This window comes from Geobacter sp. FeAm09 (assembly GCF_008330225.1).
Taxonomy (GTDB): domain Bacteria; phylum Desulfobacterota; class Desulfuromonadia; order Geobacterales; family Pseudopelobacteraceae; genus Oryzomonas.
This window is the reverse complement of record NZ_CP042466.1, coordinates 1,405,604-1,429,683: the sequence shown is the minus strand read 5'-3', so window position 1 is coordinate 1,429,683 and position 24,080 is coordinate 1,405,604. Positions and strand designations below refer to the sequence as shown.

26 protein-coding genes and 1 pseudogene are annotated in these 24,080 nt (G+C 62.7%); 12 read left to right on the top strand and 15 right to left on the bottom strand.

Annotated elements, in window-relative coordinates:
* Positions 1-83: 83 nt before the first annotated feature.
* The 4 genes from FO488_RS06700 to FO488_RS06685 all read left to right on the top strand — a co-directional run bounded on the left by FO488_RS06700 (position 84) and on the right by FO488_RS06685 (position 3,929).
* Complete coding sequence (locus FO488_RS06700; RefSeq protein ID WP_149209844.1) at positions 84-1,214, top strand: SPOR domain-containing protein; 1,131 nt, start codon at positions 84-86, stop codon at positions 1,212-1,214.
* A 97-nt stretch (positions 1,215-1,311) separates the two neighbouring features.
* Positions 1,312-2,214 (top strand): hypothetical protein, encoded by a 903-nt coding sequence (locus tag FO488_RS06695; RefSeq protein WP_168205933.1) that lies wholly within the window; start codon positions 1,312-1,314, stop codon positions 2,212-2,214.
* Positions 2,215-2,298: 84 nt separating this feature from the next.
* Positions 2,299-3,216: an ATP/GTP-binding protein gene (locus tag FO488_RS06690; RefSeq protein WP_168205932.1), complete on the top strand. Its 918-nt coding sequence runs from the start codon at positions 2,299-2,301 to the stop codon at positions 3,214-3,216.
* Entirely contained in the window at positions 3,213-3,929 is a 717-nt protein-coding gene (locus FO488_RS06685; protein ID WP_240732205.1) for an MgtC/SapB family protein, read from the top strand. The genes FO488_RS06690 and FO488_RS06685 overlap by 4 nt, the downstream gene beginning before the upstream one ends.
* Here FO488_RS06685 and FO488_RS06680 read toward each other — a convergent pair.
* Complete coding sequence (locus FO488_RS06680) at positions 3,907-4,527, bottom strand: isoprenylcysteine carboxylmethyltransferase family protein (protein ID WP_149209841.1); 621 nt, start codon at positions 4,525-4,527, stop codon at positions 3,907-3,909. The two genes, FO488_RS06685 and FO488_RS06680, sit on opposite strands and share 23 nt — an antisense overlap.
* Before the next feature lie 92 nt (positions 4,528-4,619).
* On the opposite strand from FO488_RS06680, the gene FO488_RS06675 reads away from it, so the two are divergent.
* On the top strand, positions 4,620-5,450 hold the full coding sequence (locus FO488_RS06675; protein WP_149209840.1) for a cytidylate kinase family protein: 831 nt from the start codon (positions 4,620-4,622) through the stop codon (positions 5,448-5,450).
* Here FO488_RS06675 and FO488_RS06670 read toward each other — a convergent pair whose 3' ends face one another.
* Complete coding sequence (locus FO488_RS06670; RefSeq protein WP_149209839.1) at positions 5,451-6,332, bottom strand: PHP domain-containing protein; 882 nt, start codon at positions 6,330-6,332, stop codon at positions 5,451-5,453.
* Between the two features lie 77 nt (positions 6,333-6,409).
* On the opposite strand from FO488_RS06670, the gene nth reads away from it, so the two are divergent.
* The 6 genes and pseudogenes from nth to FO488_RS06645 all read left to right on the top strand — a co-directional run bounded on the left by nth (position 6,410) and on the right by FO488_RS06645 (position 10,679).
* On the top strand, positions 6,410-7,066 hold the full coding sequence (gene nth, locus FO488_RS06665) for an endonuclease III (protein WP_149209838.1): 657 nt from the start codon (positions 6,410-6,412) through the stop codon (positions 7,064-7,066).
* 132 nt (positions 7,067-7,198) lie between these two features.
* Positions 7,199-7,626 (top strand): annotated as a pseudogene (locus tag FO488_RS20400) (NAD(P)-dependent oxidoreductase); the annotation flags it as partial.
* 81 nt (positions 7,627-7,707) lie between these two features.
* Entirely contained in the window at positions 7,708-8,061 is a 354-nt protein-coding gene (locus tag FO488_RS20610; RefSeq protein WP_370514339.1) for an NAD-binding protein, read from the top strand.
* Between the two features lie 270 nt (positions 8,062-8,331).
* On the top strand, positions 8,332-9,936 hold the full coding sequence (locus FO488_RS06655) for a thiolase family protein (protein WP_149209837.1): 1,605 nt from the start codon (positions 8,332-8,334) through the stop codon (positions 9,934-9,936).
* Positions 9,937-10,005: 69 nt separating this feature from the next.
* Positions 10,006-10,326 (top strand): hypothetical protein, encoded by a 321-nt coding sequence (locus FO488_RS06650; RefSeq protein ID WP_149209836.1) that lies wholly within the window; start codon positions 10,006-10,008, stop codon positions 10,324-10,326.
* 5 nt (positions 10,327-10,331) lie between these two features.
* Positions 10,332-10,679 (top strand): low molecular weight protein tyrosine phosphatase family protein, encoded by a 348-nt coding sequence (locus tag FO488_RS06645; RefSeq protein ID WP_149209835.1) that lies wholly within the window; start codon positions 10,332-10,334, stop codon positions 10,677-10,679.
* Positions 10,680-10,738: 59 nt separating this feature from the next.
* On the opposite strand, the gene FO488_RS06640 is transcribed toward FO488_RS06645, so the two are convergent.
* The 6 genes from FO488_RS06640 to FO488_RS06615 form a co-directional block, all read right to left on the bottom strand.
* Positions 10,739-11,008, bottom strand: a complete 270-nt coding sequence (locus FO488_RS06640; protein ID WP_149209834.1) for a Txe/YoeB family addiction module toxin — start codon at positions 11,006-11,008, stop codon at positions 10,739-10,741.
* Positions 10,998-11,276 carry a type II toxin-antitoxin system Phd/YefM family antitoxin gene (locus tag FO488_RS06635; protein WP_149209833.1) on the bottom strand — a complete coding sequence of 93 codons (279 nt, stop codon included), beginning with the start codon at positions 11,274-11,276 and terminating at the stop codon, positions 10,998-11,000. The genes FO488_RS06640 and FO488_RS06635 overlap by 11 nt, the downstream gene beginning before the upstream one ends.
* A gap of 133 nt (positions 11,277-11,409) precedes the next feature.
* Complete coding sequence (locus FO488_RS06630) at positions 11,410-12,804, bottom strand: OFA family MFS transporter (RefSeq protein WP_149209832.1); 1,395 nt, start codon at positions 12,802-12,804, stop codon at positions 11,410-11,412.
* Between the two features lie 19 nt (positions 12,805-12,823).
* The gene (locus FO488_RS06625; RefSeq protein ID WP_149209831.1) at positions 12,824-13,873 is read right to left on the bottom strand and encodes a hypothetical protein; all 1,050 of its coding nucleotides are present in this window, start codon (positions 13,871-13,873) and stop codon (positions 12,824-12,826) included.
* A gap of 18 nt (positions 13,874-13,891) precedes the next feature.
* Positions 13,892-14,143, bottom strand: a complete 252-nt coding sequence (locus FO488_RS06620) for a hypothetical protein (RefSeq protein ID WP_149209830.1) — start codon at positions 14,141-14,143, stop codon at positions 13,892-13,894.
* 143 nt (positions 14,144-14,286) lie between these two features.
* Entirely contained in the window at positions 14,287-14,478 is a 192-nt protein-coding gene (locus FO488_RS06615) for a hypothetical protein (RefSeq protein ID WP_149209829.1), read from the bottom strand.
* Positions 14,479-14,812: 334 nt separating this feature from the next.
* On the opposite strand from FO488_RS06615, the gene FO488_RS06610 reads away from it, so the two are divergent.
* Positions 14,813-15,388 carry a bifunctional 2-polyprenyl-6-hydroxyphenol methylase/3-demethylubiquinol 3-O-methyltransferase UbiG gene (locus tag FO488_RS06610; protein ID WP_149209828.1) on the top strand — a complete coding sequence of 192 codons (576 nt, stop codon included), beginning with the start codon at positions 14,813-14,815 and terminating at the stop codon, positions 15,386-15,388.
* 148 nt (positions 15,389-15,536) lie between these two features.
* On the opposite strand, the gene pnp is transcribed toward FO488_RS06610, so the two are convergent.
* From pnp to FO488_RS06575, 7 genes are all read right to left on the bottom strand, one after another.
* Positions 15,537-17,663: a polyribonucleotide nucleotidyltransferase gene (gene pnp / locus FO488_RS06605; protein ID WP_149209827.1), complete on the bottom strand. Its 2,127-nt coding sequence runs from the start codon at positions 17,661-17,663 to the stop codon at positions 15,537-15,539.
* Positions 17,664-17,862: 199 nt separating this feature from the next.
* Positions 17,863-18,129 (bottom strand): 30S ribosomal protein S15, encoded by a 267-nt coding sequence (gene rpsO / locus FO488_RS06600; protein WP_149209826.1) that lies wholly within the window; start codon positions 18,127-18,129, stop codon positions 17,863-17,865.
* 108 nt (positions 18,130-18,237) lie between these two features.
* Positions 18,238-19,146: a tRNA pseudouridine(55) synthase TruB gene (truB, locus tag FO488_RS06595; RefSeq protein WP_149209825.1), complete on the bottom strand. Its 909-nt coding sequence runs from the start codon at positions 19,144-19,146 to the stop codon at positions 18,238-18,240.
* A 130-nt stretch (positions 19,147-19,276) separates the two neighbouring features.
* On the bottom strand, positions 19,277-20,239 hold the full coding sequence (locus FO488_RS06590; RefSeq protein WP_149209824.1) for a bifunctional oligoribonuclease/PAP phosphatase NrnA: 963 nt from the start codon (positions 20,237-20,239) through the stop codon (positions 19,277-19,279).
* Entirely contained in the window at positions 20,232-20,582 is a 351-nt protein-coding gene (locus FO488_RS06585; RefSeq protein ID WP_149209823.1) for a ribosome-binding factor A, read from the bottom strand. The genes FO488_RS06590 and FO488_RS06585 overlap by 8 nt, the downstream gene beginning before the upstream one ends.
* Before the next feature lie 169 nt (positions 20,583-20,751).
* Positions 20,752-23,472 (bottom strand): translation initiation factor IF-2, encoded by a 2,721-nt coding sequence (infB, locus tag FO488_RS06580; protein ID WP_149209822.1) that lies wholly within the window; start codon positions 23,470-23,472, stop codon positions 20,752-20,754.
* Between the two features lie 2 nt (positions 23,473-23,474).
* Positions 23,475-24,080 (bottom strand): DUF448 domain-containing protein, encoded by a 606-nt coding sequence (locus tag FO488_RS06575; RefSeq protein WP_149209821.1) that lies wholly within the window; start codon positions 24,078-24,080, stop codon positions 23,475-23,477.

Genomic DNA, 24,080 nt, shown 5'->3' with positions numbered 1-24,080 from the left:
TGCGGCCCCCAAAGCCGGAATGAGGCGTAAGAACCAACCGCACGTGACATGAGCGCGGGTTAAATATTCAACGGAGGTTTTTCATGGATTTCAAGTTCGGTAACGATTCCAAGGAGCCAGCGCCGGCGGCACCGGCCGAAAAGAGCAGACAGAATATGCTGCTGGTTGTGCTGCTGATCCTAGTGGCGGCTTTTGCGTACCTGTATTTCTTCACCGGCCTGATCAAACCGCAGCAGGAGCAGAAGCAGGCCGAGGCCCCGGCGCCCCAGGTGGTGAAGAAACCGCTGCCGCCCCGCGATGGCCAGCCGGCCAAGGACGAAACGGCAGGCGCTCCGGGAGCGCAGAAGAATGCCGCAGCGCCCGAAGCCCAGAAGGTGGCGTCGGCCGAGCCCCCCGTTGCCGCCAAGGCGGCACCCGGAGCGAAAGTGGAACCTCCCAAGCCTGAACCGGCCAAAACTGCGGTTCCCGAAAAGAAACCGGCACCTCCCGAGAAAAAAGCGGCCCCCGGGGCACCAGCGCCCAACAAACCGGCGGCCACGGCCAAGCCGGAGGACAAGAAGGCGGCTCCCGCCCCGAAACAGCAGCCCGCCGGCGCGGTGAAGAAGCCTGCACCGGCGCCGGGGAGCGACAAAAAACCGGCCGAAGCCGCCAAAGCACCCGCCAAGGGCCCGGCCGGCGCCGCAGTGCCGGCCAGGAATGCCGCGCCGACGGCGGCAAAAAAGGATACGGCACAACCGAAAGCGGCACCGGCCAAACAGGCCGGCCCCTGGACGGTCGTGGTGGGCACTTATGTGCTTGAAGAGGCCATGGCGAAAGACCTGTCGCGGGCCAAAGGCGCCGGGGTCGAAACCGCGGTCAAACAGGCGGGGCGCAAGAAGACAGCCATGAACCGCCTCCTTGCCGGAGAATACCCGAGCCGCGCGGCGGCCCAACCGGAACTGGACAAACTGAAACGCTACACCTCCGATGCCTTCATCCTGGAGCAGGGGGGCAAATTTGCCGTGTATGCCGGTTCCTACCTGCTGCCCGACCGGGCCGGTTCCGAGAGGGAGCGCCTGGCCGCGGCCGGCATCAACCTGACCGTGAAACACGCCGAGGTGTCCATACCGTCCAAGACCCTCGTGGCCGGTACGTTCAGCGACCGGAAAAAGGCCGATGCGGTGCTCAAAAAACTGAAGGGGCTCGGCATCAAGGCATCCCTGTCCCACCCGTAGGCGCCGATGCGCCGGGGCGTGCTGCGGGGTCTTCCCCGGTATGCCCCGGTGTCACGGACAGGGAAGGAACGCGGCTGTCCCCGTCCCGGGCGGCACGATGTGCGCAACCGCATACAATACGAGGATTATGGCCGAGACGATCAAGCTGAAAATATCCCCGCCCGTGGCGGCCTGCCTTCGTCCGGGGCTCAGCGCCGGGGAGCGGCTCCAGTCCCTCGGCAATGCCCCGGGCCTTGAGCCGTTCGACCGGTTCATGCTCGTCTTCTGCCTGATGAGGGATGAAGACGCCACGGTCAAGGCGGCAGCGCAGGCGGCGTTTTCTCTGCTGCCCGAGGAGACGCTGTTCGCCGTGGCCTGTTCGCCCGCGGCTCATCCGGCGCTCCTGGATGCCATCGCCAAGGTCCATCATCAGCGGCAGGGCATCGCGGAAGCGCTCCTGGGGAACGAGCAGCTTTCCGCACCGGCCCGTTCTTTTCTGGAGAGGGCGCTCCTCCTGCGGGGCGGTGTCGCGCCGTCTGCCGCCGGCTCCCAAGGTCCTGAAGAACCGGAAGAAGAGGGCGATGACCCGGTGGATGAAACCGGGGAGGAGTTCCAGAGCAAGTACCAGATGGCCCAGGTGATGGGCATTGCCGAGAAGATCAAGATGGCCCTGACCGGCGACAAGGAATGGCGTTCGATCCTGGTCAAGGATTCGAACAAGCTCGTTTCGGGAAGCGTCGTCAAAAACCCGCGCATGACCGAGGCCGAGGTCGTGACCCTGCTGAAATCGGGCATCCAGAACGACGAGATCATGCGACTGATCTGCGCCAACAAGGAATGGGTCAAAAACTACAGCATCCGCAAGGCACTGGTGGACAATCACCGTACGCCGGTCCAGAACGCGTTGCGCTACCTCCCCACCCTGAGTGATAAGGATATTGCCGGCTACGCCAAAAGCAAGAATGTTTCATCGGTCATCTCAACCCAGGCGCGACGCATACTGCTCAACAAGAAGCGTTAAGCGCCGGGTGGCTGCCGGAAACAGACAGGAAACGAAACAACTCATCTGCTATGAACATATTCGATGGAAGAACCGGGAGCTGGAATGGCCATCATCAACAACGCCAAACGCGAGATCAACGCCAAGATCGTCTACTACGGGCATGAAGGGGCCGGCAAAGGCACCTCCCTGCACTACCTGTACGAAAGGATCAAGCCATCGCTGCGCGGCGAACTGAAAACATTGCCGGCCAGCGGCGGCTCCCTGCTCTTCTTCGACTTCTGCCCGTTCGAGCAACCGGTGTTCGGCGGTTATCGCATCCGTTTCCACATCTATACCCTGCCGGGTCGGGTGGTCAATCCGGCGGCCTGGAAGATGACCCTCAAGGGGGCCGACGGGGTGGTGCTGGTGGCGGACGCCGCAGAGGCCGCCACGGCGGGGCGGCAGAGTGTGGAGCGCTTGCGCGATTACCTGGCCTCATACGGCATGAGCCTGAACGACATGCCGGCGGTTCTGCAGGTGAACAAGGCGGATCGGGCCGAGGCGGCGAACGCGGAGGCAACCGCGGCCCTGCTGGAGGTTGAGCACCTCACGGCCTGCCTCTCCACCGCGCTGAACGGCGAGGGGGTGCTGGAAACCTTCTCGGCCCTCTCCCGCCAGATCATGGAGCGGGTCGGGGAGGAACATACCCTGCACGCCGAACCGGCTCCCCTCCCCCCCTCCTCCGTGGCAGCCCCCCAGGTCGTACCGCCCCCATCCCACGAGCCGCCCGCGCGGTCGGACAGCCCCGTCGATGCGCCGCCGGCTCAGAGCCCCCCTCCCCCCGCCACCGCTGAAGAGGAGACCGCTGCCCCCCTGCCGCCGGAAACCGAATCCCTGGTCGATCTCCAGGTGACGTTGGCCGATGAGGCGGTGCCCCTGGCCGACGGCAGCGTGCGGATTCCCCTGGCCATCTCCCTCCACGGGCAGACGCGGCGGCTTGTGCTGACGGTCGCCATCGGACCCGATACGGACGTACCATGACGCCCATTGCCATGTTGCCCGTTGACTTCGACTACCAGATGACGGGACGCCTCCTGCTGGCGGCTCTGTTCGGTGCGCTCATCGGCCTGGAGCGGGAAATTCACGGCCGGCCGGCCGGTTTCAGGACCCACCTGCTGGTATCCCTCGGCTCTGCCCTGTTCGTGGCCGTGTCCATCAGTTTCTACCGCACCTTCGGCAACTTCGGCGGCATGGTGCCGGTGGGAATCGACGCCGGCCGGGTGGCGGCCCAGGTCGTGACGGGAATCGGTTTTTTGGGGGCCGGCGCGATCATCAGGGAACGGACGTCGGTGCGAGGCCTGACCACCGCGGCCTGCCTCTGGGTCGCCGCGGCCGTGGGGGTCGCCTGCGGTGTCGGGCTGTTCGCGCTCTCGGCCCTGGTGACCGCCATTGCCCTCGTAAGCCTTATTGCGCTGAAAAAGATCGAGGGGATGCTCTCCCGGGACACCTATGCCATCCTCACGGTCCACAGCGACGACAGCAGCGGGCAACTGGAACGGATTACCAAGGCGGTTCAGGCGGGCGGCTACAGGATGACGCTGCTCGGCATGGAGCGGCGTCCGGTTGCGGGGCTCCTGGTCTACGAATTCCAGCTCAAGCTGCACGGGCGGGAGCTGGCGGTTGACGCCCTGGAGAGCGTCTCGGCCATCCAGGGCGTCAAGGATGTGACCATCAGGGTGAATGCGGTCGCCTGACCCTGACCGCAGGGATGATGAAGGGGGTCCGGTGGCGGTAGCGGCGGTATTCGTCCCCGAATTCCTTCAGAAGACGGCGCTCCTCGATCAAGCCGCCGACGACGAAATAGGCCGCCGCAAGGCAGGTCAAAAGGAGCCACTGGGCGGTCATGACCGGGTTGAGCAGGAGGAAAGCGGTGGAAAAGAGGTACAGGGGGTGGCGCACCATGGCATAGTAGCCGTCGGTAACCAGGCGGGGGCTTTCGGCCCGGCCCGCGCCGAACTGGCTGATGCCCAGGAAGTCGCCCGCCCCGGTCCGGCGCAGGCAATCCACCAGAATCACCGCGCAGACGAGTTGTCCCAGATACATGACCAGGCTCCAGACGCCGGGGGCGAAATAGAGTACCGGCGATGAGCGGAAAGCGGCCATCACCCAGCCGAACAGCACCAGGGAGGACAGGTTGTAGGCAAGGCGGTAGCCCCGGGGCTCGCCGTGGCACAGCCGGGCAACGGCTCCCTTGACCCCGGTGGTGGCAAAGAGGGAGTGCACGGCGGCAAAGACCAGGAAACGGAGTATGAAGACGCAGTAGTCCGGCAGCGGAACCTCCTCGAGAGTCATTCCGGGCACAAGGTTATCACTGCCCCCTTGTATACGCAACCACAACGTGCTATATAGCGCTGTCAACGCTCATCCAGCAGGGAGGTTTATTGATGGCAGTCATTACGTTTTCGCGGGAAATGGGCACCGGGGCGTATCACATTGCGGAAGAGGTTGCCAAGCGGCTCAAGTATACCTTTGTGGATGGCGCCCGGATCAGCGCCATCGCCTCCAAATACGGCCTTACGGCCGACCTGCTCCAGATGGTTGACGAAAAACCCCCCTCCTACATCACGGTAGAAGACCGCAAACGGGCCGCGGCCCTCAACTCGGTGGAACTCATCCTGCTGGATTTCGCCCGCAAGGGGAATGTGATCCTCTACGGCCGCGGCGGCCAGGACCTGCTCAAGGAGTGCCGCAACGTGCTCAGGCTCCGTTTCATCGCCGATTTCGAGGAGCGGGCCGAGCGCTTCGCCGAGCGGGAGTGGATCGACCCCGACATGGCCCGGTCCATGATCCGCCGCAGCGACCATCAGCGGGGCGGCTTCATCCATTTCTACTTCGACCGGGACTGGCACGATCCCCTGGGATACGACCTCGTGTTCAACACCTCGCGCATGGCGGAAGAGGCCATTGTGGAGTGCATCGTGGCGGCGGCCCGGGACCCCCATCTCAAGGAGGCGGACAAGGCTGCCGTAGAGTTGATCGACAACACCATCCTGATGAAGAAGATCGAGACCGCCCTCCTGAACTCGGCCGATCTGGACTACCGCCCCTTCACCATCCAGGTTGCCGCCAAGGGCAAGGTGCATCTCAGCGGTTACTTGGCCTCGGAAAAGGAAAAGAAGGAGGCCATCAGGATCGCCGGGGCGGTGAAAGGGGTCAAGTCGGTGCAGGAGGATATCCAGGTGGTCAACTACAAGGCCTACAAGGACCGGAGCTGATCAGGACCGGCCCCGCTTTCGCTGTCCAATAAGTGTTTTCAGGGGGGCGAGGAGCGCGCCGTCGAAACGGATGCCGCCCCGCCCCCTTCCCATTTCCAGCCCCTCTTCGATGCCGTGGAAATCCGAACCGCCGGTCACCACAAGCCCCAGGTCCCCGGCAATCCGTTGCAGTACCGCCATCTCCTCCGCCAGCGCCAAGTTGTTGAACACCTCGACCCCGTCCAGCCCAAGTCCCGCCAACTCCGCAATGATGGTGCGCAACTCGGGGCGCAGGGTGCTGACGCTGGTGGGGTGGGCCAGGACGGCGACCCCGCCCAGCCGCCTGATGGTGGCGATGGCGTCGTCCATGGGCCAGTAGCGCTTGGGGACGTTGCAGGGGACCAGATAGCGCCGGAAGGCCTCCTCGACCGAATCCACATAGCCCCGCCCGATCATGGCCCGGGCGATGTGGGGTCTGCCGATGGCGTCACGGGCATGTCTTCCCACTTCTTCGAACCCGATGGCCGCCCTCCCCTCCCCTGCCAGCCGTTCGTTCACCGCGGCCAGGATGTCGTGGCTCCGGTGCTCCCGTTGTTCCCGGAGCCGGTGCAACTGGTCCAGCAAGCCCTGGTCGCCCCAATCGATGCCGTATCCCAGAAGGTGCACATCCTTGTAGGCCTTGAACTGCACCGAGAGTTCGATGGCCGGGATTACCTCGATGCCCCGTTTTGCCCCGGCGGCGATCCCCTCGGCTACGCCGGCCACCGTGTCGTGGTCCGCGATGGCGATGGCACGCAGCCCCGCCGTTGCCGCCAACTCCACCAGGTGGGATGGGGTGAAGGCGCCGTCGGAGAAACTGGAGTGGACGTGCAGGTCTATGGTGGCGGTTTGTTCCGTTGTCATAGCGCTATAGTAGCCCGGTCCCGAGGAAAAGTAAAAGCGCTATTGCATGGCCTGGCACCTTCGGGTACTATTTTGCCATGAAACCGGACGATATACATCGCGCCATGACCATCCTGCGCGAGGAGGCCCGCGCCTGGCGCACCCCCTCGGTAACCGTAGTCGCCGAAGCCAGCCGCAGCCCCTTCAAGGTACTGGTTTCCTGCATCATCTCCCTGCGCACCAAGGACGAGGTAACGACCCGGGCCTCCGCCCGGCTCTTCGACCGCGCCCCCACCCCCGAGGCCATGGAGGGACTGCCACCCGAAGAGATCGCCCAATTGATCTACCCGGCCGGGTTCTACCGCACCAAGGCCGAGCAGATCCTGGAGATCTCCCGCCGTCTGGTGGCGGAGTTCGGCGGCCGCGTGCCGGACGACCTGGACGCACTGCTCGCCTTTCGGGGCGTGGGACGCAAGACCGCCAACCTGGTGCTGACCCTGGGGTTCGGCAAGCCGGGCATCTGTGTCGATACCCATGTCCACCGCATCTGCAACCGCTGGGGATACGTAGCCACCAGGAACCCCGATGCCACCGAGATGGCGCTGCGCGCCCAGCTCCCACAGGAATACTGGATCGAAATCAACGACCTGCTGGTGGCTTTCGGCCAGAACCTCTGCCACCCCGTATCGCCGCGCTGCTCCATCTGCCGCCTGGGCGACATCTGTGCGCGCGTCGGCGTGACCCAATCCCGCTGACGCCGAACATCGCCAGGCGCCCGATTACTTTAAAATACCGTTTGAATCACGATTTGTTGGTTGCCAGCGGTATGATTATTAGGTAGAATCCCCCATCATCCATTCGATAACGCTATTTCAGGAGGCGCAATAATGTTGAGAAAAATCGGATTCATCGGACTTGGCACCGTTGGCCGGCACATGGCCGCCAACCTGTCCAAGGGGAGTTATGAGCTGACGGTTTTCGATACGAACCCCGCCGCCGTGAACAGCCTGGTGGAACTGGGAGCCCAAGCCGCCACGTCGGCCGCAGAAGCCGCGCGGGACCGGGACCTGGTCATCGCCATCGTCCCGGAGGGCGAAGAGCTGGGGCGCCTCTTCTTCGGCGAAGAGGGCATCCTGGCCGGCATCGGGGGGGGACGATCCTGGCGGACATGGGGTCCCACTCCCTGGATACGACCATGAAGATGGCCGACGAGTGCGGCAAGAAGCGGGTCCTGTACCTGGATGCCCCGGTGTGGGGGAGCAAGGAGCATGCGGCCAACGGGCTCATGACCATCGTCACCGGCGGCGACCCCTCCCTGGTGGGAAGATGCCGCGAGCCCTTTTCCTGCTTCGGCCTCAACATCATCCATGTGGGCGAAGTGGGCGACGCCACCAAGATGAAATTCATCGTCAACATGGTGCAGGCCGAACTGGTGCAGGTACTGGCGGAAGGTCTGGTGCTGGGCGACAAGATGGGCTTCACCGCCGACAAGATCCTTGAAGTGCTCGACACCCGCGGCGTCGCCTCCCCCCTGTTCCATCTCAAGGGACGCGCCATGGCCCGGGGAGACTTCACGCGCAGCCTGGCCCTCAAATACGTCCTGGAGCAGCTCCACATGGTGTTGAATGCCGCCCGCCTCATGGGCCAGAACCTGCCCGGCGCCGAAGCGGCCAGCAAGGTCTACGAAAAGGCGGTGAACGCCGGCTGGGGCGAGGAAGACTTCTCGGCGGTCATCAAGGCATTGCGTTAGGAGGTTGTTGAAAAACAGCCATCTCGCCACCGCCTCGACGCCCCTTTCGTGCGGCGTAGCGCTGCTACGCCTCCTCAGTGGCTTCTGCGGGGGCGACGATCTGACTATTTTTGAACAACCTGGGTTTTTTAATAGTCTGCCAGGGCGGTGATACCGGTTCAATGCCAAAACCCCTTGAAAAAGCGGTTTGATAGCGTTTGATCTGGAATACGCAAGAGGCGTCCGGCTGGCCGGACGCCTCTTTTCTTTTAGTGCACAAGGAGAGAAACCATGAGCACCCAATTCCGTCCCCGGCCGGTCTATGTGGCCGCCTCCTGGATGGCCCCGGTGGGGCGTTACAACGGCAAGGACAAGGAGAATCTCTCCTTTCTGGAGATGGCCGAACGCTGCGAGGCGGTGTTCGGCGGCAGCCCGGTGCGGCGGCGCGATATCGAGGCGGTGGTGGTGGGGAGCCAGAACCCCTCCGCCTTTTCCGGGGTGGACAATACCGCGGCCAAGATCGCCGGCATCCTGGGCATCTCCGGGGCCCGCTCCGTGCTGGTGGACACGGCGTCATCCTCCGGCGCCTCGGCCTTCGAGAGCGCCTACCTGGAGGTGGCGTCGGGGCGCTTCGACCATGTGCTGGCCATCGGCATCCAGAAGATGAGCGACGCCTCCACCACGGAATCGACCCGGATCATCGCCGGGGTGATCGACCGGGAGGAAGCGGAATTCGGCCTGACCATGCCGGCCTGCGGGGCACTGGTGGCCAGGGCCCTCAAGGAGCGGCTGGGGCTGTCCGACGAGGAATGGACCGCCTATGCGGCCCTTCTTACCCAGCGGAGCCAGCGCTTCGCCGCCCAAAACCCGGACGCCCATCTGCGAAACACCATCGAGGTGGAGGACTACTACCGCCAGATCGCCAGCGGCAAGAACTACCGCTACTGGTACCCCCTGCGCTACCACGACTACTGCCCCATGTCCGACGGCATGGCGGCGGTCATCCTCACCGCCACGCCCCAGGACGTGCTGGTGAGCGGCGTGGGGAGCGCCACCGACATCCCCACCATCGCCGACCGCAACTACTTCCACTCCTTCCCGGCCACGGTCATCGCCGCCGGGTACGCCTACGGCATGGCCGGCATCAAGGACATCCGCACCCTGGAGGGCAAACTGCACGTGAACATGCACGACCCCTTCAACGGCTTCGGCCCCATCAACCTGGTGGACCTGGGGATCGTGAGCCGCACCCGTCTCATGGACGCCCTTTTGGACGACTCCCTCACCGGCCCGTCCGGGGCCTTCCCCACCAACCTGACCGGCGGCCTGAAGGGGCGCGGCCATCCCCTGGGGGCCACCGGCATGATCCAGATCGTGGAGAACCACCGCCTGATCCGGGAACAGGGGTTCAACGCCGGGCTGTCCCACTCCATCGGCGGCCCGATCAACAACAACGTGGTGACGCTGCTGGAGCGGAGCGACCGGTTCCATGCCCGCCGCCACGAGCCGTACAAACCGTGGGGCCTCCCCTCCCTGGGCAAGCTCAAGCCCAAGAACGCGACCCTGGACGCCCTGCTGGCGGCAACGCCCCTGGTGGAAGGCTCCTTCGTCACCGCCACCGCCCGGTTCGACTACAAGACCGGGCAGCCGGAGGTGGTGATCCTGATCGTGGCCTGCAAGCTGGAGGGGGTGAAATATCGTTTCCTCTTCGGCATCGACGGGGAGCATTACGAGCAGGTGGCCGGCATCGAACCGGGCGCCCCGGTCTCGGTGGAGCGGCAGGACGAGAGGGTCCTGGTCAACCGCATGCCGGTGCGCAAGTTCTACACCCGCACCATCAACGGGCTGGTGGAGTTGGCCGGGAGCGGGTGGAAGAGGTTGGTTGGGAAGGGGTAGATGGGGGGCGTAGGGAAATGTTTCATGTAGTGCAATTGAAACGTGAATTCACTTGTAGGAAAAGCAATAATGTTTGACTCACTTGAAGGCGCATACCTGCCGATCTGCCTGGCTGTCATACTTTCCGCTTGGTTTCTGGCCGGAATAAAGAGTGTTTGGCGTCGAGTTTTTATGGCCTTGGTCATACCGATAACTATTTCATTTTTATGGTACGTTGTTTCGGACTTCTTCAGATCAGTCCCAGAAAAAAGAGACCCTGCATGGCTCAATTGGGGACTCGCCGCAACTATGGTGTGGTCAATTGCCGCTATCCCGGTAAGCATCGTTTCTGTTTATATTTTTGTTCTTGTTCGTAAGAGGGCGGAATCAACTACCAAAGGCCATCAATAAGGAGCATGTCAAAACCAAGCGAGCCCCCATTGAATCTCCTTTTTGTATGCAGCCAGAATAAACTTCGCAGCCCCACCGCAGAGGCGGTCTTCTTGGCCTATCCAGGCGTCGAGGCGCTTTCGGCAGGCACGAACAATGACGCCGTAGCCCCCATATCCGCTGATGTGATCGAATGGGCCGATGTGGTTTTCTGCATGGAAAGAATCCACCGGGACAAGCTGGCGCGCAGGTTCAAAGCCGCATTCAAAACGACGAGGCTGGTTGTCCTGGATATTCCGGATAACTACGCGTATATGGACCCGGAACTCATCAGGATACTGGAGGCCAAGGTGCCACGGTATGTCAGAATTTAGGCTAAAGGAGTCATCAAGGGACGGGCAACTTTTAGAGGAGAGGTGGGGGTTGAGGCAGGTCAATAATGATACCGCGCCTGAAGAAAATCGATGCGGGTATCGCGCACGAGATAGACAATACGATGTTCCTGGGTGAGCCGTCTCGACCAGGCGCCCGCCAAAAGATACTTGAGCGGTTCAGGCTTCCCGATGCCGCTGAAGGGATCGCGCATGATTGCTTCCACCAGGGCCAGGGCCCGCACTGCAATCTTGCGGTCCGTCTCCACCCAATACCGCAAATCCTCGCGGAACTCGGGCTGAAAAACCGCTTCCCGCTGGTTACTTTTCAAGGCCCAACTCGCTACGAAGCGACTCCAGCGATGACGCCTCCCCGCCCCCTTTCAACGCGCGTTCCAGGGCGGATAAAAGCCTTTCGGCATTCCTAGGGGAACGCAGCAGATGTGCGCTTTCCACAAGGCTTTGCAGCTCATCAGCGGCAATCATGGCCACATTGCTCCCTTTACGGCGGCGAATGACCACGATCTCCCGGTTCTCCGTAACCTCGTCGCAGAGCCCGGCAAAATTGGCCCTGGCATTGGTATAGGTGGTTTGCAGCATTTGTGCACCTCCATAACATGTACAGATTAACAGTACAACAGATGCTACATCTGGTCAATGCAAAACAGGAAACCCCTCCCATACCGGCGAGGGGTTTCCTGTTTTCATGGTTCCGCTCGTGTCGTGCCGGCCGCTACCGGGCCTCGGCGGCAACCTTCGCCGGTTTGGCGGCGACCGGCCGCTCCACCCGGACCCTGGCCTGCTCATAACCGGCAAACACCTTGGCCCCCAGCATGAATTCCGCCCAGAATTCCTTCCACTGGGATGGTTCCGTGTCGTCCTGGGTTGCGGGTTTCAGCTCGGCCAGGAAGATGGTCATGGCCGCGCCCACGGCGCACAGAACCCCGGCCAGCATGAAGGAGGAGCCTAAGCCGCCCGGCTGGGCGTTCAGCATCTCGGAAACCTTGCCCATCACGAAGCCCCCTACACCCCAGGCGGTAAAGAGCGCCCCGTAGTTGAGGCCGTAGTTCTTGGTCCCCCAGTAGTCCTTGGCAAAGGAGGGGAACAGGGAGAGGTTGGAACCGTAGTTGAAGCCGATGAAGGTGGCCAGGAGCACCAGCAGCACGGCGCTGCCCGAGTTCACCACCGACATGGCGACGAACATCATCACCGCCTGCAACGACAGCATGATGAACAGGGTGGCGCGCCGCCCGATCTTGTCGGACAGGACCCCGGAGACGACCCGGCCCGCGGCGTTGCCCACGGCCATGATGGCGACCGCCACAAAGGCCATGGGCCCCATGCTCTTCTTGGCCAGGCCGGCCACGCTGCCGATAACCATCAGGCCGGCGCCGGAACCGATGAAGAAGGCGGCCCACAGGACGTAGAACTTGTAGTTGCGCAGCATCTCGCTGACCGTGGCGTTCACGGCCGGCTTGGCCGCGTTCAGCTTGGCCACCGGCCCCGGATCGGCAGGTTCGGCCGGCACATACCCCTGGGGCGGGTTGGCCAGGATAAAGGAGAGGCCGCACACCAGCGCCGTGAAACCGGCCCCCAGGAAGAGCATGGACTTCTGGATGCCGAAGGCGCCGATGAGCCAAGAGGAGAGCGGCGCGATGTAGACCGGAGCCAGGCCGAAGCCGGCCACCACGATCCCGGCGATCAGGCCGGTCTTGGAGGGAGAGAACCACTTGAGCGCCGGCGGCGTGGCCGCCGAGTAGCCGAAGCCGAACCCGGCTCCGGCCAGGATGCCGAAACCGAGCACCCAGGCGATGTAGGAACTGGAGAAGGCCATGAGGGCAAAGCCGGCCCCCACCAGGATGCCGCCGATCAGGGCGGTGCGGGCGGGGCCGATCCGGTCCTGGCACCGGCCGGCCAGGATCATGGCAAAGGCAAAGGTCAGGCAGCAGACCGCATAGGGGTCGTTGATGGAGGCCAGATCCCAGTGAAAGGCATCGGGACCGCCCTTTTCGATGGAGGCCTTGACGGCCCCCTTGAAGATGCTCCAGGCATAGAGCACGCCCAGCGCCAGGTTGATGGCGGTACCGGCGGCGACGACGCTCCACCCTCTGTTCTTGATATCCGACATGACAATTCCTCCCGGGTGCTTACGCTTTTTGGGCCACGGCCTTCTTGACCGGGCCGTTCCTGCGGATGGCGGCGGCAAACTCCATCCAGAACACCAGATAGATGGAGATCATCAGCGACAGCCCCACATTCTGGTTCTCGGCCCCCAGGGCCTTGGCCAGGATCGGCGAGGCGAAACCGGCCCCCAGGGTCCCGGTGGACCGCTCCAGCAGATAGAAGACCGGCAGGGTCAGCAGGGTGCCCACCACCATGATGGCGATCCCGGTGGGGCGCTTGACCCAGTATTTGGGGGAGAAACCGTACATGCGCATGAAGATGACGACCCAGATGATCCACACCGAGTAATCCACCGCTGCGTCGGGCAGGGCCAGTTTGTTCTTCACCAGGGCCACTTCCAGGACCGTCACGATGCCCAGCATGGTGAACATCCAGTTGAATTTCTCGTTGGCCTGGGTCTGCCAGTTGCGGCTGTCCGGGGCCTGGACCTCGTTGGACGAGTGGCTGTGGGTACCCAGGGCCGAGAAGAGGATGGCGAACCAGATGCCGGCGTTGTGGAACAGCAGCGAGGCGTGGTTGCCGGCCACGTTGGCGATACGGGACATGGGGTCCCGGGCGAAGTCGGCGGCGATGCGCATCAGGAACAGGTTGGCGATCACCGAACAGCCGATAATGACCGCGATGGTGAAGATCTTGCGGGGGAGCAGATAGGGATCGACCCGGTCCGGGAAGCCGATGACGAAAGCAAACCAGATCAGGTACATGATGAGCGGGATGCCGAAACAGATGCCGTAGACCGATTTGCCGGCAAAGTCGCCGCTCTGGGCGTAGATGATGTACTTCTCTTTAGTGTTGGGGTCGGTGTTGACCGCCTTGACCACATCCTTGGGCACCTTCTTCACGTGGGGCAAAAGCCCCATGGCGTACCAGCCGTGGTCACCCTGGGTGGTGTCCACAACCCAGTACTGGTCCCCCATCATTTCGTCCAGACCGGCAAAGAGCTGCATATTGAAGGCGGCGCACACAACGCAGACCACCAAGAGCAGGATCGCGTGAGATAGTTTCATCGGCATGACAGTATTCCTCCGTAATTATTCTTTATGGGTTGTCCAGAACATCGATACGGCATTGGCTGCAAACAGGCCGTAGAGCCACATGGTGTTCCAGGCGGGGCCGGACCAATGGCTGCCATGGCCGCCCCCCACAACCCCGGAGGCGATCACGAAGCCGATCATGGTCGTGAAGGACACCATGGCGACCGCCCTCAGGATGGCGCTGTTGCGCCAGGTGTGGCGCTCCAGCTCCTCGATCCGCGACAACAGTTCAAGCTCTCTTTCGCTCATCTCTCTTCTCCTTTGCAAGTGTAATGACTATGAACAGCATGGCGACTATCAGTGACAGTGCGATATGGAAGCCGTTAAGATGAAGCGTCAGGTGGTACAGCATGGCAGTTCTCCTTTTTATCGAATGGTTATGGCAGGATGATTCAGCATTTGATCAGGTGAACCAACTCGTTCGGAAATCTGTCGGCCAGTTCCAGATACTTGGCGCAGTCGGTATGGCGGCCGCTGCAGTAGCGGATGATCATGTTCACGTCGTGGGGCGAGATGTAGCCGCACCCCACGTCGCAGTAATCATCGTTTTTCCCGTAAAATGGACAGATGTTCGTTTTTCCCATTGGCGCCCTCGTTTATCGCGTTCGATACCGTATACGCACAGTATGTGCCAACATCACAGCCACCAACTTTTACCCAAAATAACAGCAACTTATAAACATGAGAGCGATTATTGGGCCGCGAACGCCGATTATTCTTTGCAGCAATGCAAAAAACAACGCTCTGCGCCGGGGGCTCCCCGCCGCCAGGTGGCGCCAATCGGGACTTTGAAGGTCTTTTTTGATCTACCGTTGTTTCAACAGGTTAGTTGTGGTATGCATGGGCATAAACGTGTTTGCAAAACTGCAAAACAGCGTGTGGCGATCTTTTGCAGAAATGCAAATATCCGGAGGTCATGTGGAAACGGACAGAATCAAGTGGAACCAACGCTTCGAGGTGGAGGAGACGTATCGGGGGTGGAATCCCTCCCCCTTTCTGGAGCGGGAAATAGGACGAATCCAGCGCCTGGCTCCCGGCCGGCGGGCCTTGGACCTGGCCTGCGGCCAGGGACGCAACAGTATCTTCCTGGCCCGGCACGGCTTCCGGATGACCAGTCTGGACATCTCGGACGTGGGCATTGCCAGGGGGGAAGAACAAGCCCGGGCAGTGGGGGTGGAGATCGACTTTCGCCGGCAGGACCTGGAGGAGTGGCACCTCACGGGGCAGTACGACCTGATCGTCAACATCAACTTCCTGCTGCGCCGCCTGATCCCCGAGGAGGTGGGAGCCCTGGCGCCGGGGGGGCTTCTGCTGTTCGACACCATCCTGGAATCGCCCCGGCTCCTGGCAACCCATACCCCGGACTTTTTTCTGCGCTACGGCGAACTGGAGAGGATATTCGGGGGCTTCGAGGGAGAGGTGCTGTTCAGCGAGGAAATCAGGGAGGGCGACATGCCCACGGCCCGGGTGCTGTTCAGGAAGGCTGGCTTGTAGGGGCGCAGTGCCTGCGCCCTCTATTTTACCGTGACACCATGCCAGGCCACGATACGAAAAAAGGCGAAGCCGCTGTGGGCTTCGCCTTTTCTGTCATTCCGGGGCCAAGGGCGCAGGCACTGCGCCCCTGCCCCGTTTGGGTTCGTGCCTATTCGGACGGCGCGTCCTCGGACGGCGCAACAGGCGTGCCGTCCAGGTTCAGGCCGAGCGCTTCCTTGCGGGAGAGCTTGATCTTGCCGTTTTTGTCGATGCCGATGCACTTGACCAGGACCTTGTCGCCTTCGTTCAAGACTTCGGTAACCGTCTTGACCCGCTTGGTGTCCAGTTCGGAGATGTGCACCAAGCCGTCGGTGCCCGGCATGATCTCCACAAAGGCGCCGAAGTCCATGATCTTGCGGACGGTGCCCATGTAGAGCTTGCCTTCTTCGGCCTCGTCGGTCAGGCCGCGGATCATCTGGATGGCCAGGTCGCAGGCCTCCTTGTTGGTGCTGGCGATGTTGATGCGGCCGGTATCCTCGATATCCACGGTAACGCCGGTGGTCTCGGTGATGTTGCGGATGTTCTTGCCGCCGGTGCCGATGACGTCGCGGATACGGTCGGTCTTGATCCAGATGGTGGTGATGCGCGGGGCAAAGGGAGACATCTCGCCGCGTGCGGCGGCCAGGGTCTCGGCCATCTTGCCCAGGATGTGCAACCGGCCTTCGCGGGCCTGTTTCAGCGCCTGCTGCATGATCTCCTTGGTGACGCCGCCGATCTTGATGTCCATCTGCAGGGCGGTGACGCCCTCGGTCGTGCCGGCCACCTTGAAGTCCATGTCGCCCAGGTGGTCTTCGTCACCCAGGATGTCGGACAGGATGGCGACCTTGTCGCCCTCCTTGATCAGGCCCATGGCGATGCCCGCCACCGGAGCCGTAACCGGCACGCCAGCGTCCATCAGCGACATGCTGCCGCCGCACACCGACGCCATGGAGGAGGAGCCATTGCTCTCCAGGATCTCGGAGACGATGCGGATGGTGTAGGGGAAGTCTTCATGCTTGGGAATGACGGCCGACAGGGCGCGCTCGGCCAGCATGCCGTGGCCGATCTCGCGACGGCCCGGAGCCAGGCGGAAGCTGGTTTCGCCCACGGAGAACGGCGGGAAGTTGTAATGGAGCAGGAAGCGTTTGCGGGACTCGCCGTACAGGGAGTCGATGCGCTGTTCGTCGATGGAGGTGCCCAGGGTGGTGGAAACCAGGGCCTGGGTCTCGCCGCGGGTGAACAGGGCGGAACCGTGGGTACGGGGCAACAGGCCCGCCTCGGTGGTGATGGGGCGGATGGTGGCCGTGTCGCGGCCATCGATGCGGATGCCGGTGTCCAGGATGTCGGTCCGGACGCGCTCGTATTCGAAATCGCCCAGGAACGCCTTGATCTGCTTGGTCTTGCCTTCGAACTCTTCCTTGAGGGCCTCGACGGTTTCTGCGGTGATCAGGTCGATCTGGTTGTGGCGCTCCTGCTTGGACTTGATCTTGACCGCTTCGGAGATGCGGTCATAGGCCAGTTCGCGTACCCGGGCCAACAGCGCCTCGTCCACCACGGGGGGCGCGATCACGCGCTTGGCGACGCCGATCTTCTTCTGCAGCTCTTCCTGGGCCTCGATCAACGGCAGCATCGCCTCTTTGGCAAAGAAGATGGCCTCCAGCATGTCCGCCTCGGATACGAACTTGGCCTCGCCTTCCACCATGATGACCGCGTCGCGGCTGGCGGCGACCACGATCTCCAGGTCGCTCTGCTCAAGCTCTTCGGCGGTGGGGTTGCAGATCAACTTGCCGTTTACCCGGCCTACCTTGGCGCCGGCGATGGGACCCTGGAACGGGATATCGGACACCATCAGGGCCGCCGAGGCGCCCAGCATGGACAGGATGCCGGGATCGTTGTCCTTGTCGGCCGAGACCACGGTGGCCATGATCTGGGTGTCGTTGAGAAAATTCTCGGGGAAGAGCGGGCGGATCGGACGGTCGATCAACCGGCAGGTAAGGGTTTCAGCGTCCGACGGACGCGCCTCGCGTTTGAAAAAACCGCCCGGGATCTTGCCGCCGGCGTAGGCTTTTTCGATATAGTTGACGGTAAGGGGAAAGAAATCCTGCCCTTCCTTGGCCTCTTTGGTCGCCACGGCGGTCACCAGCACCATGGTGTCGCCACTGCTTACCACGACGGCGCCGCTGGCCTGTTTGGCCATTTTGCCGCTGGCAATGGTTACGGTCCGGCCGCCGAACTCAACCTGTACTTTTTGTTCCATAAATATAGTCTCCTGTTTGGGTTGCGTTGGGGCCGTCGCTACAGCCGCCCTGCGTAAAGTGCATCAATTCTGCCACAGGGAGACTCTACCCACGTCCCCAACAAAAAATAAAAGGGCTGTGAAGCCCTCTTGTGAAACGAGCATACCAAAAATGGAGCAGGCAATATACCCGCAAAAAGAGCGGGCATACTGCCTCCCATTACCTGCGTATGCCGAGTCGTTCGATAACCTTCTTGTACCTGTCCAGCTCTTTGCCTTTCAGGTAGTCCAGAAGGCGCCGCCTCTGGCCGACGAGCTTCAGAAGCCCGCGACGGCTGTGGTGGTCCTTTTTGTGGATCTTGAAATGCTCGGTCAGATAGGTGATCCGCTCGGTGAGAATGGCGATCTGCACCTCCGGAGAACCTGTGTCGCTTTCATGGGTTTTGAACGAGTTGATGATTTCCTGTTTCTTTTCGGTTGCCAACACTGTCAACACCTCCCTTCATTGCGGTTTGTTATTTGTATGCAGCAGCATAGCCAGTTTATCATGGATTTGTTTAGATAGCACATGTGTACGAATTTGTAAAGCGGTAACTCAGCAGAAGACCCGCTTGAGAGCAATGCGCACCCCACCGTCGTCCAAGGGGGAGAGTTCCGCCACCGCGACGAGTTCCTGCCCCCGGGAAAGACGCACCAAAAGCGGCCCGGCGCATGCCGGCCAGGCGGCGATCCCGGTTTCCTCCAGCTCGGGCGCCCTGCCGTGCCTGACCTTGGTCACACCGGCATCGGCCAGGGGGATGTCCGTCAGGTGGCCGAGGGCGGCATAGGGCGTCCGGCAGAGCGCTTCGGCTCCCCCCTCCTGCGCCGCGTCCCGCAATTCGTCCAGGGTGACGCCGGCAGCGATGTCGAACGGCCCGCTGGCCGTCCTGCGCAGTTCCTGGAGAGCGGCGCCGCATCCGAGGGCCGTCCCCATGTCGTCCGCCAGGGAACGCACGTAGGTGCCGCGGGAGCAGACCACCCGCAGGGCCACCAGCGGCAGTTCCACGGAGACGATCTCCAAGGAATGGATCTGGACCCGGCGCGCCTGGCGCTCCACCTCCTGCCCCTTGCGGGCCAGCTTGTACAACGGTTGCCCGCCCTGCTTTATGGCCGAGTACATGGGGGGCATCTGGCTGATCTCGCCGGTAAAGCTTCCCACCACGGCTTCCAGGCGCTCGCGGCTCACCTGCGTCCCGTCGGCCTCGTGCAGCACCCGACCGGTCATGTCCAGGGTATCGGTCCTCACGCCGAGACGCAGGAGCGCATCATAGGCCTTCAGTCCCTCGTCCAGGAAGGGTATGGCCTTGGTCCCCTCGTTGACCGCTACCGGCAGGACACCGGTGGCAAAGGGGTCCAGAGTGCCGGTATGCCCCACCCTCCTGGTGCCGAGAATCCTGCGCACGCGGTTGACCACATCATGGGAGGTGAGGCCGGCCGGCTTGTCGATAACCACAAAACCGTTCATCGGGAGCCGGGGCTAAGACGCAAGGACAAAAGGGAAACAGGGAGGCACAAGGCATCGCGCCGGCCAGCGGCGGCCGATTGGGCCGGGCTCACGGTGCGAGACAGCGGGATATGGGAACAGGTACGACGATCTAGCAAAGGGCGGATTCCACGATGGCATAAATCTTGGCCTTCACCTCGTCCAGGGTGCCGTCCACGGTACAGCCGGCGGCGTTGTGGTGCCCGCCTCCGCCCATGCCGGCGGCAAATCCGGCCACATTGACCTTGCCCTTGGAGCGGAACCCGACCTTGTATCGCCGCTCGTCCAGTTGGCGGAAGAAGATCGCCACCTCCACGCCGCGGATGGAGCGGGGATAATTGATGAAACCGTCCGTCAGCTCGGCGTCGGTGGCGGTTACGGCATACATGTCCAGGGTCACGGAGACCGAAGCGGCCTGGCCGTTGCTGATCACCTCCAGGGTGGGCAGGCACCGGGACAAGAGTTCCAGACGTTTGCGGGGCTGATTCTCATAGAGTTGTTCCGCCACGTCCCAGGCATTGATGCCGTAGCCGATCATTTCGCCGGCAATGGCAAAGGCCTCGGGATTGGCGTTGGAATAGCGGAAGGAGCCGGTATCGGTGATGACGGAGACATACAGACAGAGCGCGGTTTCCCGGTCCATGGGGCCGCCGTGGGCGCTGATCACGCGGTGGACCAGCACGCCGGTAGCCGCGGCCCCGGGATCGATCAGGTTGTGGTGGCCGAAGTTGTCGCACCCCAGGTGATGGTCCAGGTTGACCATGATGCCGATACGCTTGAAGGAGCAGAACTCTTTGCCCGCCCTGCTGAACTCGCCGATATCCAAGACAAAGGCCACGTCGAAATCCCGGTCGGGTATGTGCCGCACGACCGTATCGACCCCCGGCAGAAAAGCGTACAGATCGGGAACCTGGTCACGCAGGTGGACGCAGACCTCCTTGCCGTTCTTCCTGAGAAACGAGGCCAGGGCCAGGGTGGAGCCGACCGCGTCTCCGTCCGGACTTTCGTGGCTGGTGATCAGGAACGAGGAGTTGGCGCGGATGACCGCTGCGATATCTTGAATGACGTCACTCATGCCCGGTATCGATCTCCTTGAGAAGGGAGTCTATCCGGGAACCGTACTCCCCGGAGTGATCATATTTGAAGAGGAGGTCAGGGGTATAGCGCATGGTCAGGCTCTTGCCCAATTCACGGCGCAGGAACCCTTTGGCGCTGTTCAGCCCGGCCTCGCTCTCCTTCTTGGCCGTGTCGTCGCCGATAACCGTGAAGAACACCCTCGCCAGATGCAGGTCGTCGGTAACCTCCACGGCGGTGATGGTGACGAAACCGATGCGCGGGTCGTTGAGCCCCCGGGAGAGGATCGACGAAATCAATTCATGAATGGTCTCGGCGACCTTGTCGGAGCGTTTGTGTGCCATAAAAGCAAACCTTTTTCACTTCAGGGTGCGACGGGCCGGCCTGTGCGGCAGCCCCGCATCCCCACGCCTCTGGGGCGGAGTTTATGCCAACGTGTCATCACCTCCCCCCAGCCCCCCTGATTCAGGAGGGGCTGGGGGGGTTAGGCATCAGCCTGAATGTTCTTTGGAATTACAGTTTCGCGGCGACCTTTTCCATCTCGAACGCTTCGATGATGTCGCCGACCTTGATGTCGTGGTAGTTCTCCAGGCCGATACCGCACTCGTAGCCGCTGGCCACTTCCTTGACGTCGTCCTTGAAACGGCGCAGGGAGGACATCTTGCCCTCGTAGACCACCACGTTGTCGCGCAGCAGGCGGACCTGGGCGTTGCGCAGCATCTTGCCGTCCTGGACATGGCAGCCGGAGACGATGCCGATCTTGGGCACCGAGAACAGCTCGCGCACCTCGGAGCGGCCCAGGTATTTCTCCTTGAAGGTCGGTTCCAGAAGCCCTTCCATGGCCTTCTTCACGTCCTCGACCGCATCGTAGATGATGTTGTAGAGGCGGATATCGACCCCCTCCTTCTCGGCCAGCCCCTGGGCCTTGACCTCGGGACGGACGTTGAAGCCGATGATGATGGCATTGGACGCGGCAGCCAGGTTGACGTCCGTCTCGGTGACGGCGCCGACCGCAGAGTGGATGACGTTGAGCCGCACCGCATCGGTGGACAGCTTGCGCAACGATTCGCCCACGGCTTCCACCGACCCCTGCACGTCGCCCTTGACGATGACGTTGAGGTCCTTGACCTCGCCGCTCTGGATCTTGCGGTACAGGTCTTCCAGGGAGAGCTTGCTGTGCTTGGCCAGTTCCAGTTCGCGCAGCTTGATCTGACGCAGGGTGGCGATCTCCTTGGCCTGTTTTTCGTCCTTCATGGCCACGAAGATGTCGCCGGCATCGGGTACGCCGGAGAGGCCCACCACTTCCACCGGCTTGGAGGGGCCGGCCGCCAGCACCTTCTCGGCGCGGTCGTTCTGCATGGCGCGCACGCGGCCGGAATGGACGCCGACCACGCAGTAGTCGCCCGCCTTGAGAGTGCCTTCCTGCACCAGCACGGTGGCAACCGGGCCGCGCCCCTTGTCCAGCTTGGCTTCCACAATGGTTCCCTTGGCCAGCTTATCCGGGTTGGCCTTGAGTTCCATTACGTCGGCCTGCAGCAGGACCATTTCCAGAAGCTCTTCCAGGTTGAGGCGTTTCTTGGCCGACACCTCCACCATGGTGGCATCGCCGCCCCACTCGGACGCGACCAGGCCGAACTCCATCAATTCCTGTTTGACCCGCTCCGGCTTGGCGTCCGGCTTGTCGATCTTGTTGATGGCCACGATGATCGGAACCTCGGCGGCCTTGGAGTGGTTGATGGCCTCGCGGGTCTGTGGCATGACTCCGTCGTCGGCGGCAACGACCAGGATGACGATATCGGTCACCTTGGCGCCGCGGGCGCGCATGGCGGTAAAGGCTTCATGGCCCGGCGTGTCGAGGAAGGTGATCTTGCGGCCGTTCAACTCCACGTCGTAGGCGCCGATATGCTGGGTGATGCCCCCCGCCTCGCCGGCGATGACGTTGGCCTCGCGGATGGCATCCAGAAGAGAGGTCTTGCCGTGGTCGACGTGGCCCATGATGGTCACGACCGGCGGCCGCTTCACGAGGGTTTCGGGCGCATCGGGGGTCGATTCCAGGATCTCGTCCAGGTCCACCGCCACGTTCTCCACCTCATAACCGTACTCGGAGGCCAGGATGACCGCGGTATCGTAGTCCAGGGGGTGGTTGATGGTAACCATCATCCCCATCTTCATCAGGGATTTGATCAGGTCATTGGCCTTGATGCCCATGCGCTTGGCCAGCTCGCCGACGCTGATGCTCTCGGAGATGCGGATGATACGCTTGATGGCCTTGGGAACGGTGATCTCGGTCTTGCGGGTTTCCACCACCCGCTCCCGGCCGCCCTTCTTCTTGGACCCTTTGTAGACCGGGTCGAAGGTACGCTCGCGTTTTTCCAGAATCTCGTGTTTCTTCGGCTGATCCTTCTTGCCCTTGCCGGCGGAAGCGCCACCCTTCTTGCCCTTGCCGGCATCCGCGCCGCCATGGCCCGGGCCGTCCTTTTTCCCGCCGGGGCGGCGGCTGTCGCCGGCCGAGGGGGCTGACGGCGCAAGCTGCACCTGCTTCATGCGGGAGCGGTCCTGATCGCCTGCGGGTGCCGCTGCGGGGGCACCGCTGCGGGACGCCGAATCCTGTGGCCTGGGCGGGGCGCTGCGCGGCGTGGGGGGCGCGTCCTTGGTCACCACGCGGGTCGGACGGCTGGTCACGCCCGGGATCTCCATCCGGCCCAGGATACGGGCCTGATTGGGGCCGGCCCTCAGAACTTCGGGCTGCGCCTTGGGCTTTTCCGGAACAGCCGGCTCCGCAGCGGCGGCCGGGGTCGGGGTCGGTGCGGGCGGCACTTCACGGGGAGCAGCGGCCTCCGGCTCGGGGGGCTGGGCCACCGGGGCCTTGGGGGCCGGGGCCGGTTCCGGCTTCTTTTCCGGCTCCACAACGGCGGCGGCAGCGGGAACAGCAGCGACCGGGGCCGGAGCTGCGGGCGTTGTCGGGGCGGCGGCCACCGGAGCCGGCGCTTCCTCGACCGGCGCGGCCGGAACGGCTTTGGCGCGGCGCCTGATGATGTTGGTCGTGACCCGCACCTCTTCGGTGCCGGCACTGCTTTCCTTGGGCTGAGGCGTCAGCAGCTTCTTGACGGCATCCTCTTCGACCAGGGAGGCCGCCGATTTGGCCTCAACCCCGATCTCTTTGAGCCTGGCAAGGGTCTCACGGGCATCTACACCCAATTTTTCCGCCAGATTGCTCACGCGTATCTTGCTCATACTTACTGCACCTCCCCCAGGAAGTTTCTATATCGTTCAATAGATTTCAAAAGTTGCGCAACAAAACCACTCGATTTGATACCAAGCGCACTACGCGGCGCCTTGCCGAGCAGGGCGCCGTAATCGTCCTTTGTCAGAACCCGCAGACAGGGCACGCCGTTGCCGGCCGCCTGGGCTTCGATCTTCTCTCCGATGCCCTCGGAAACATCCCGGGCCACCAGGACCAGCCCCGGCTTGTTCTTGCTTTTCAGCGCATCGCCCACCATGGAACCGCCGGCAACGATCTTGCCGGCCTTGTTGGCCAGGGCGACGTACCCCATGACCCGTTCGAGCAACAGCTTTGCCACCCAGGCGGTCATCTCGTCGGGAGCGGGCACGGCCACCTCACGCTTGAAGGCGCGGCCGAACTGGCGATGCTTGACCGCAGCGGCCAGGCATGCGGCATTGACGCAGGTATAGGCGCCCCTGCCGGGCAGCTTGGCGTCCAGGTCCGGCACCACTTCCCCCTGCGGCGAGAGCACGAAACGGATCAGGCGGTCCCGGTCCCTGGTTTCGCGGCACGCAAGACAACTGCGCTGCGGTTTTTCTCCACCATCCTGGCGGGCCAT

Excerpts from the sequence above, each read along its gene's own strand:
- FO488_RS06700 (WP_149209844.1), top strand. The coding sequence starts at position 84 with ATGGATTTCAAGTTCGGTAACGATTCCAAGGAGCCAGCGCCGGCGGCA.
- FO488_RS06695 (WP_168205933.1), top strand. The coding sequence starts at position 1,312 with ATGTGCGCAACCGCATACAATACGAGGATTATGGCCGAGACGATCAAG.
- FO488_RS06690 (WP_168205932.1), top strand. The coding sequence starts at position 2,299 with ATGGCCATCATCAACAACGCCAAACGCGAGATCAACGCCAAGATCGTC.
- FO488_RS06685 (WP_240732205.1), top strand. The coding sequence starts at position 3,213 with ATGACGCCCATTGCCATGTTGCCCGTTGACTTCGACTACCAGATGACG.
- FO488_RS06680 (WP_149209841.1), bottom strand. The coding sequence starts at position 4,527 with ATGACTCTCGAGGAGGTTCCGCTGCCGGACTACTGCGTCTTCATACTC.
- FO488_RS06675 (WP_149209840.1), top strand. The coding sequence starts at position 4,620 with ATGGCAGTCATTACGTTTTCGCGGGAAATGGGCACCGGGGCGTATCAC.
- FO488_RS06670 (WP_149209839.1), bottom strand. The coding sequence starts at position 6,332 with ATGACAACGGAACAAACCGCCACCATAGACCTGCACGTCCACTCCAGT.
- nth (WP_149209838.1), top strand. The coding sequence starts at position 6,410 with ATGAAACCGGACGATATACATCGCGCCATGACCATCCTGCGCGAGGAG.
- FO488_RS20610 (WP_370514339.1), top strand. The coding sequence starts at position 7,708 with ATGAAATTCATCGTCAACATGGTGCAGGCCGAACTGGTGCAGGTACTG.
- FO488_RS06655 (WP_149209837.1), top strand. The coding sequence starts at position 8,332 with ATGAGCACCCAATTCCGTCCCCGGCCGGTCTATGTGGCCGCCTCCTGG.
- FO488_RS06650 (WP_149209836.1), top strand. The coding sequence starts at position 10,006 with ATGTTTGACTCACTTGAAGGCGCATACCTGCCGATCTGCCTGGCTGTC.
- FO488_RS06645 (WP_149209835.1), top strand. The coding sequence starts at position 10,332 with ATGTCAAAACCAAGCGAGCCCCCATTGAATCTCCTTTTTGTATGCAGC.
- FO488_RS06635 (WP_149209833.1), bottom strand. The coding sequence starts at position 11,276 with ATGCTGCAAACCACCTATACCAATGCCAGGGCCAATTTTGCCGGGCTC.
- FO488_RS06630 (WP_149209832.1), bottom strand. The coding sequence starts at position 12,804 with ATGTCGGATATCAAGAACAGAGGGTGGAGCGTCGTCGCCGCCGGTACC.
- FO488_RS06625 (WP_149209831.1), bottom strand. The coding sequence starts at position 13,873 with ATGCCGATGAAACTATCTCACGCGATCCTGCTCTTGGTGGTCTGCGTT.
- FO488_RS06620 (WP_149209830.1), bottom strand. The coding sequence starts at position 14,143 with ATGAGCGAAAGAGAGCTTGAACTGTTGTCGCGGATCGAGGAGCTGGAG.
- FO488_RS06615 (WP_149209829.1), bottom strand. The coding sequence starts at position 14,478 with ATGGGAAAAACGAACATCTGTCCATTTTACGGGAAAAACGATGATTAC.
- pnp (WP_149209827.1), bottom strand. The coding sequence starts at position 17,663 with ATGGAACAAAAAGTACAGGTTGAGTTCGGCGGCCGGACCGTAACCATT.
- truB (WP_149209825.1), bottom strand. The coding sequence starts at position 19,146 with ATGAACGGTTTTGTGGTTATCGACAAGCCGGCCGGCCTCACCTCCCAT.
- FO488_RS06590 (WP_149209824.1), bottom strand. The coding sequence starts at position 20,239 with ATGAGTGACGTCATTCAAGATATCGCAGCGGTCATCCGCGCCAACTCC.
- FO488_RS06585 (WP_149209823.1), bottom strand. The coding sequence starts at position 20,582 with ATGGCACACAAACGCTCCGACAAGGTCGCCGAGACCATTCATGAATTG.
- infB (WP_149209822.1), bottom strand. The coding sequence starts at position 23,472 with ATGAGCAAGATACGCGTGAGCAATCTGGCGGAAAAATTGGGTGTAGAT.
- FO488_RS06575 (WP_149209821.1), bottom strand. The coding sequence starts at position 24,080 with ATGGCCCGCCAGGATGGTGGAGAAAAACCGCAGCGCAGTTGTCTTGCG.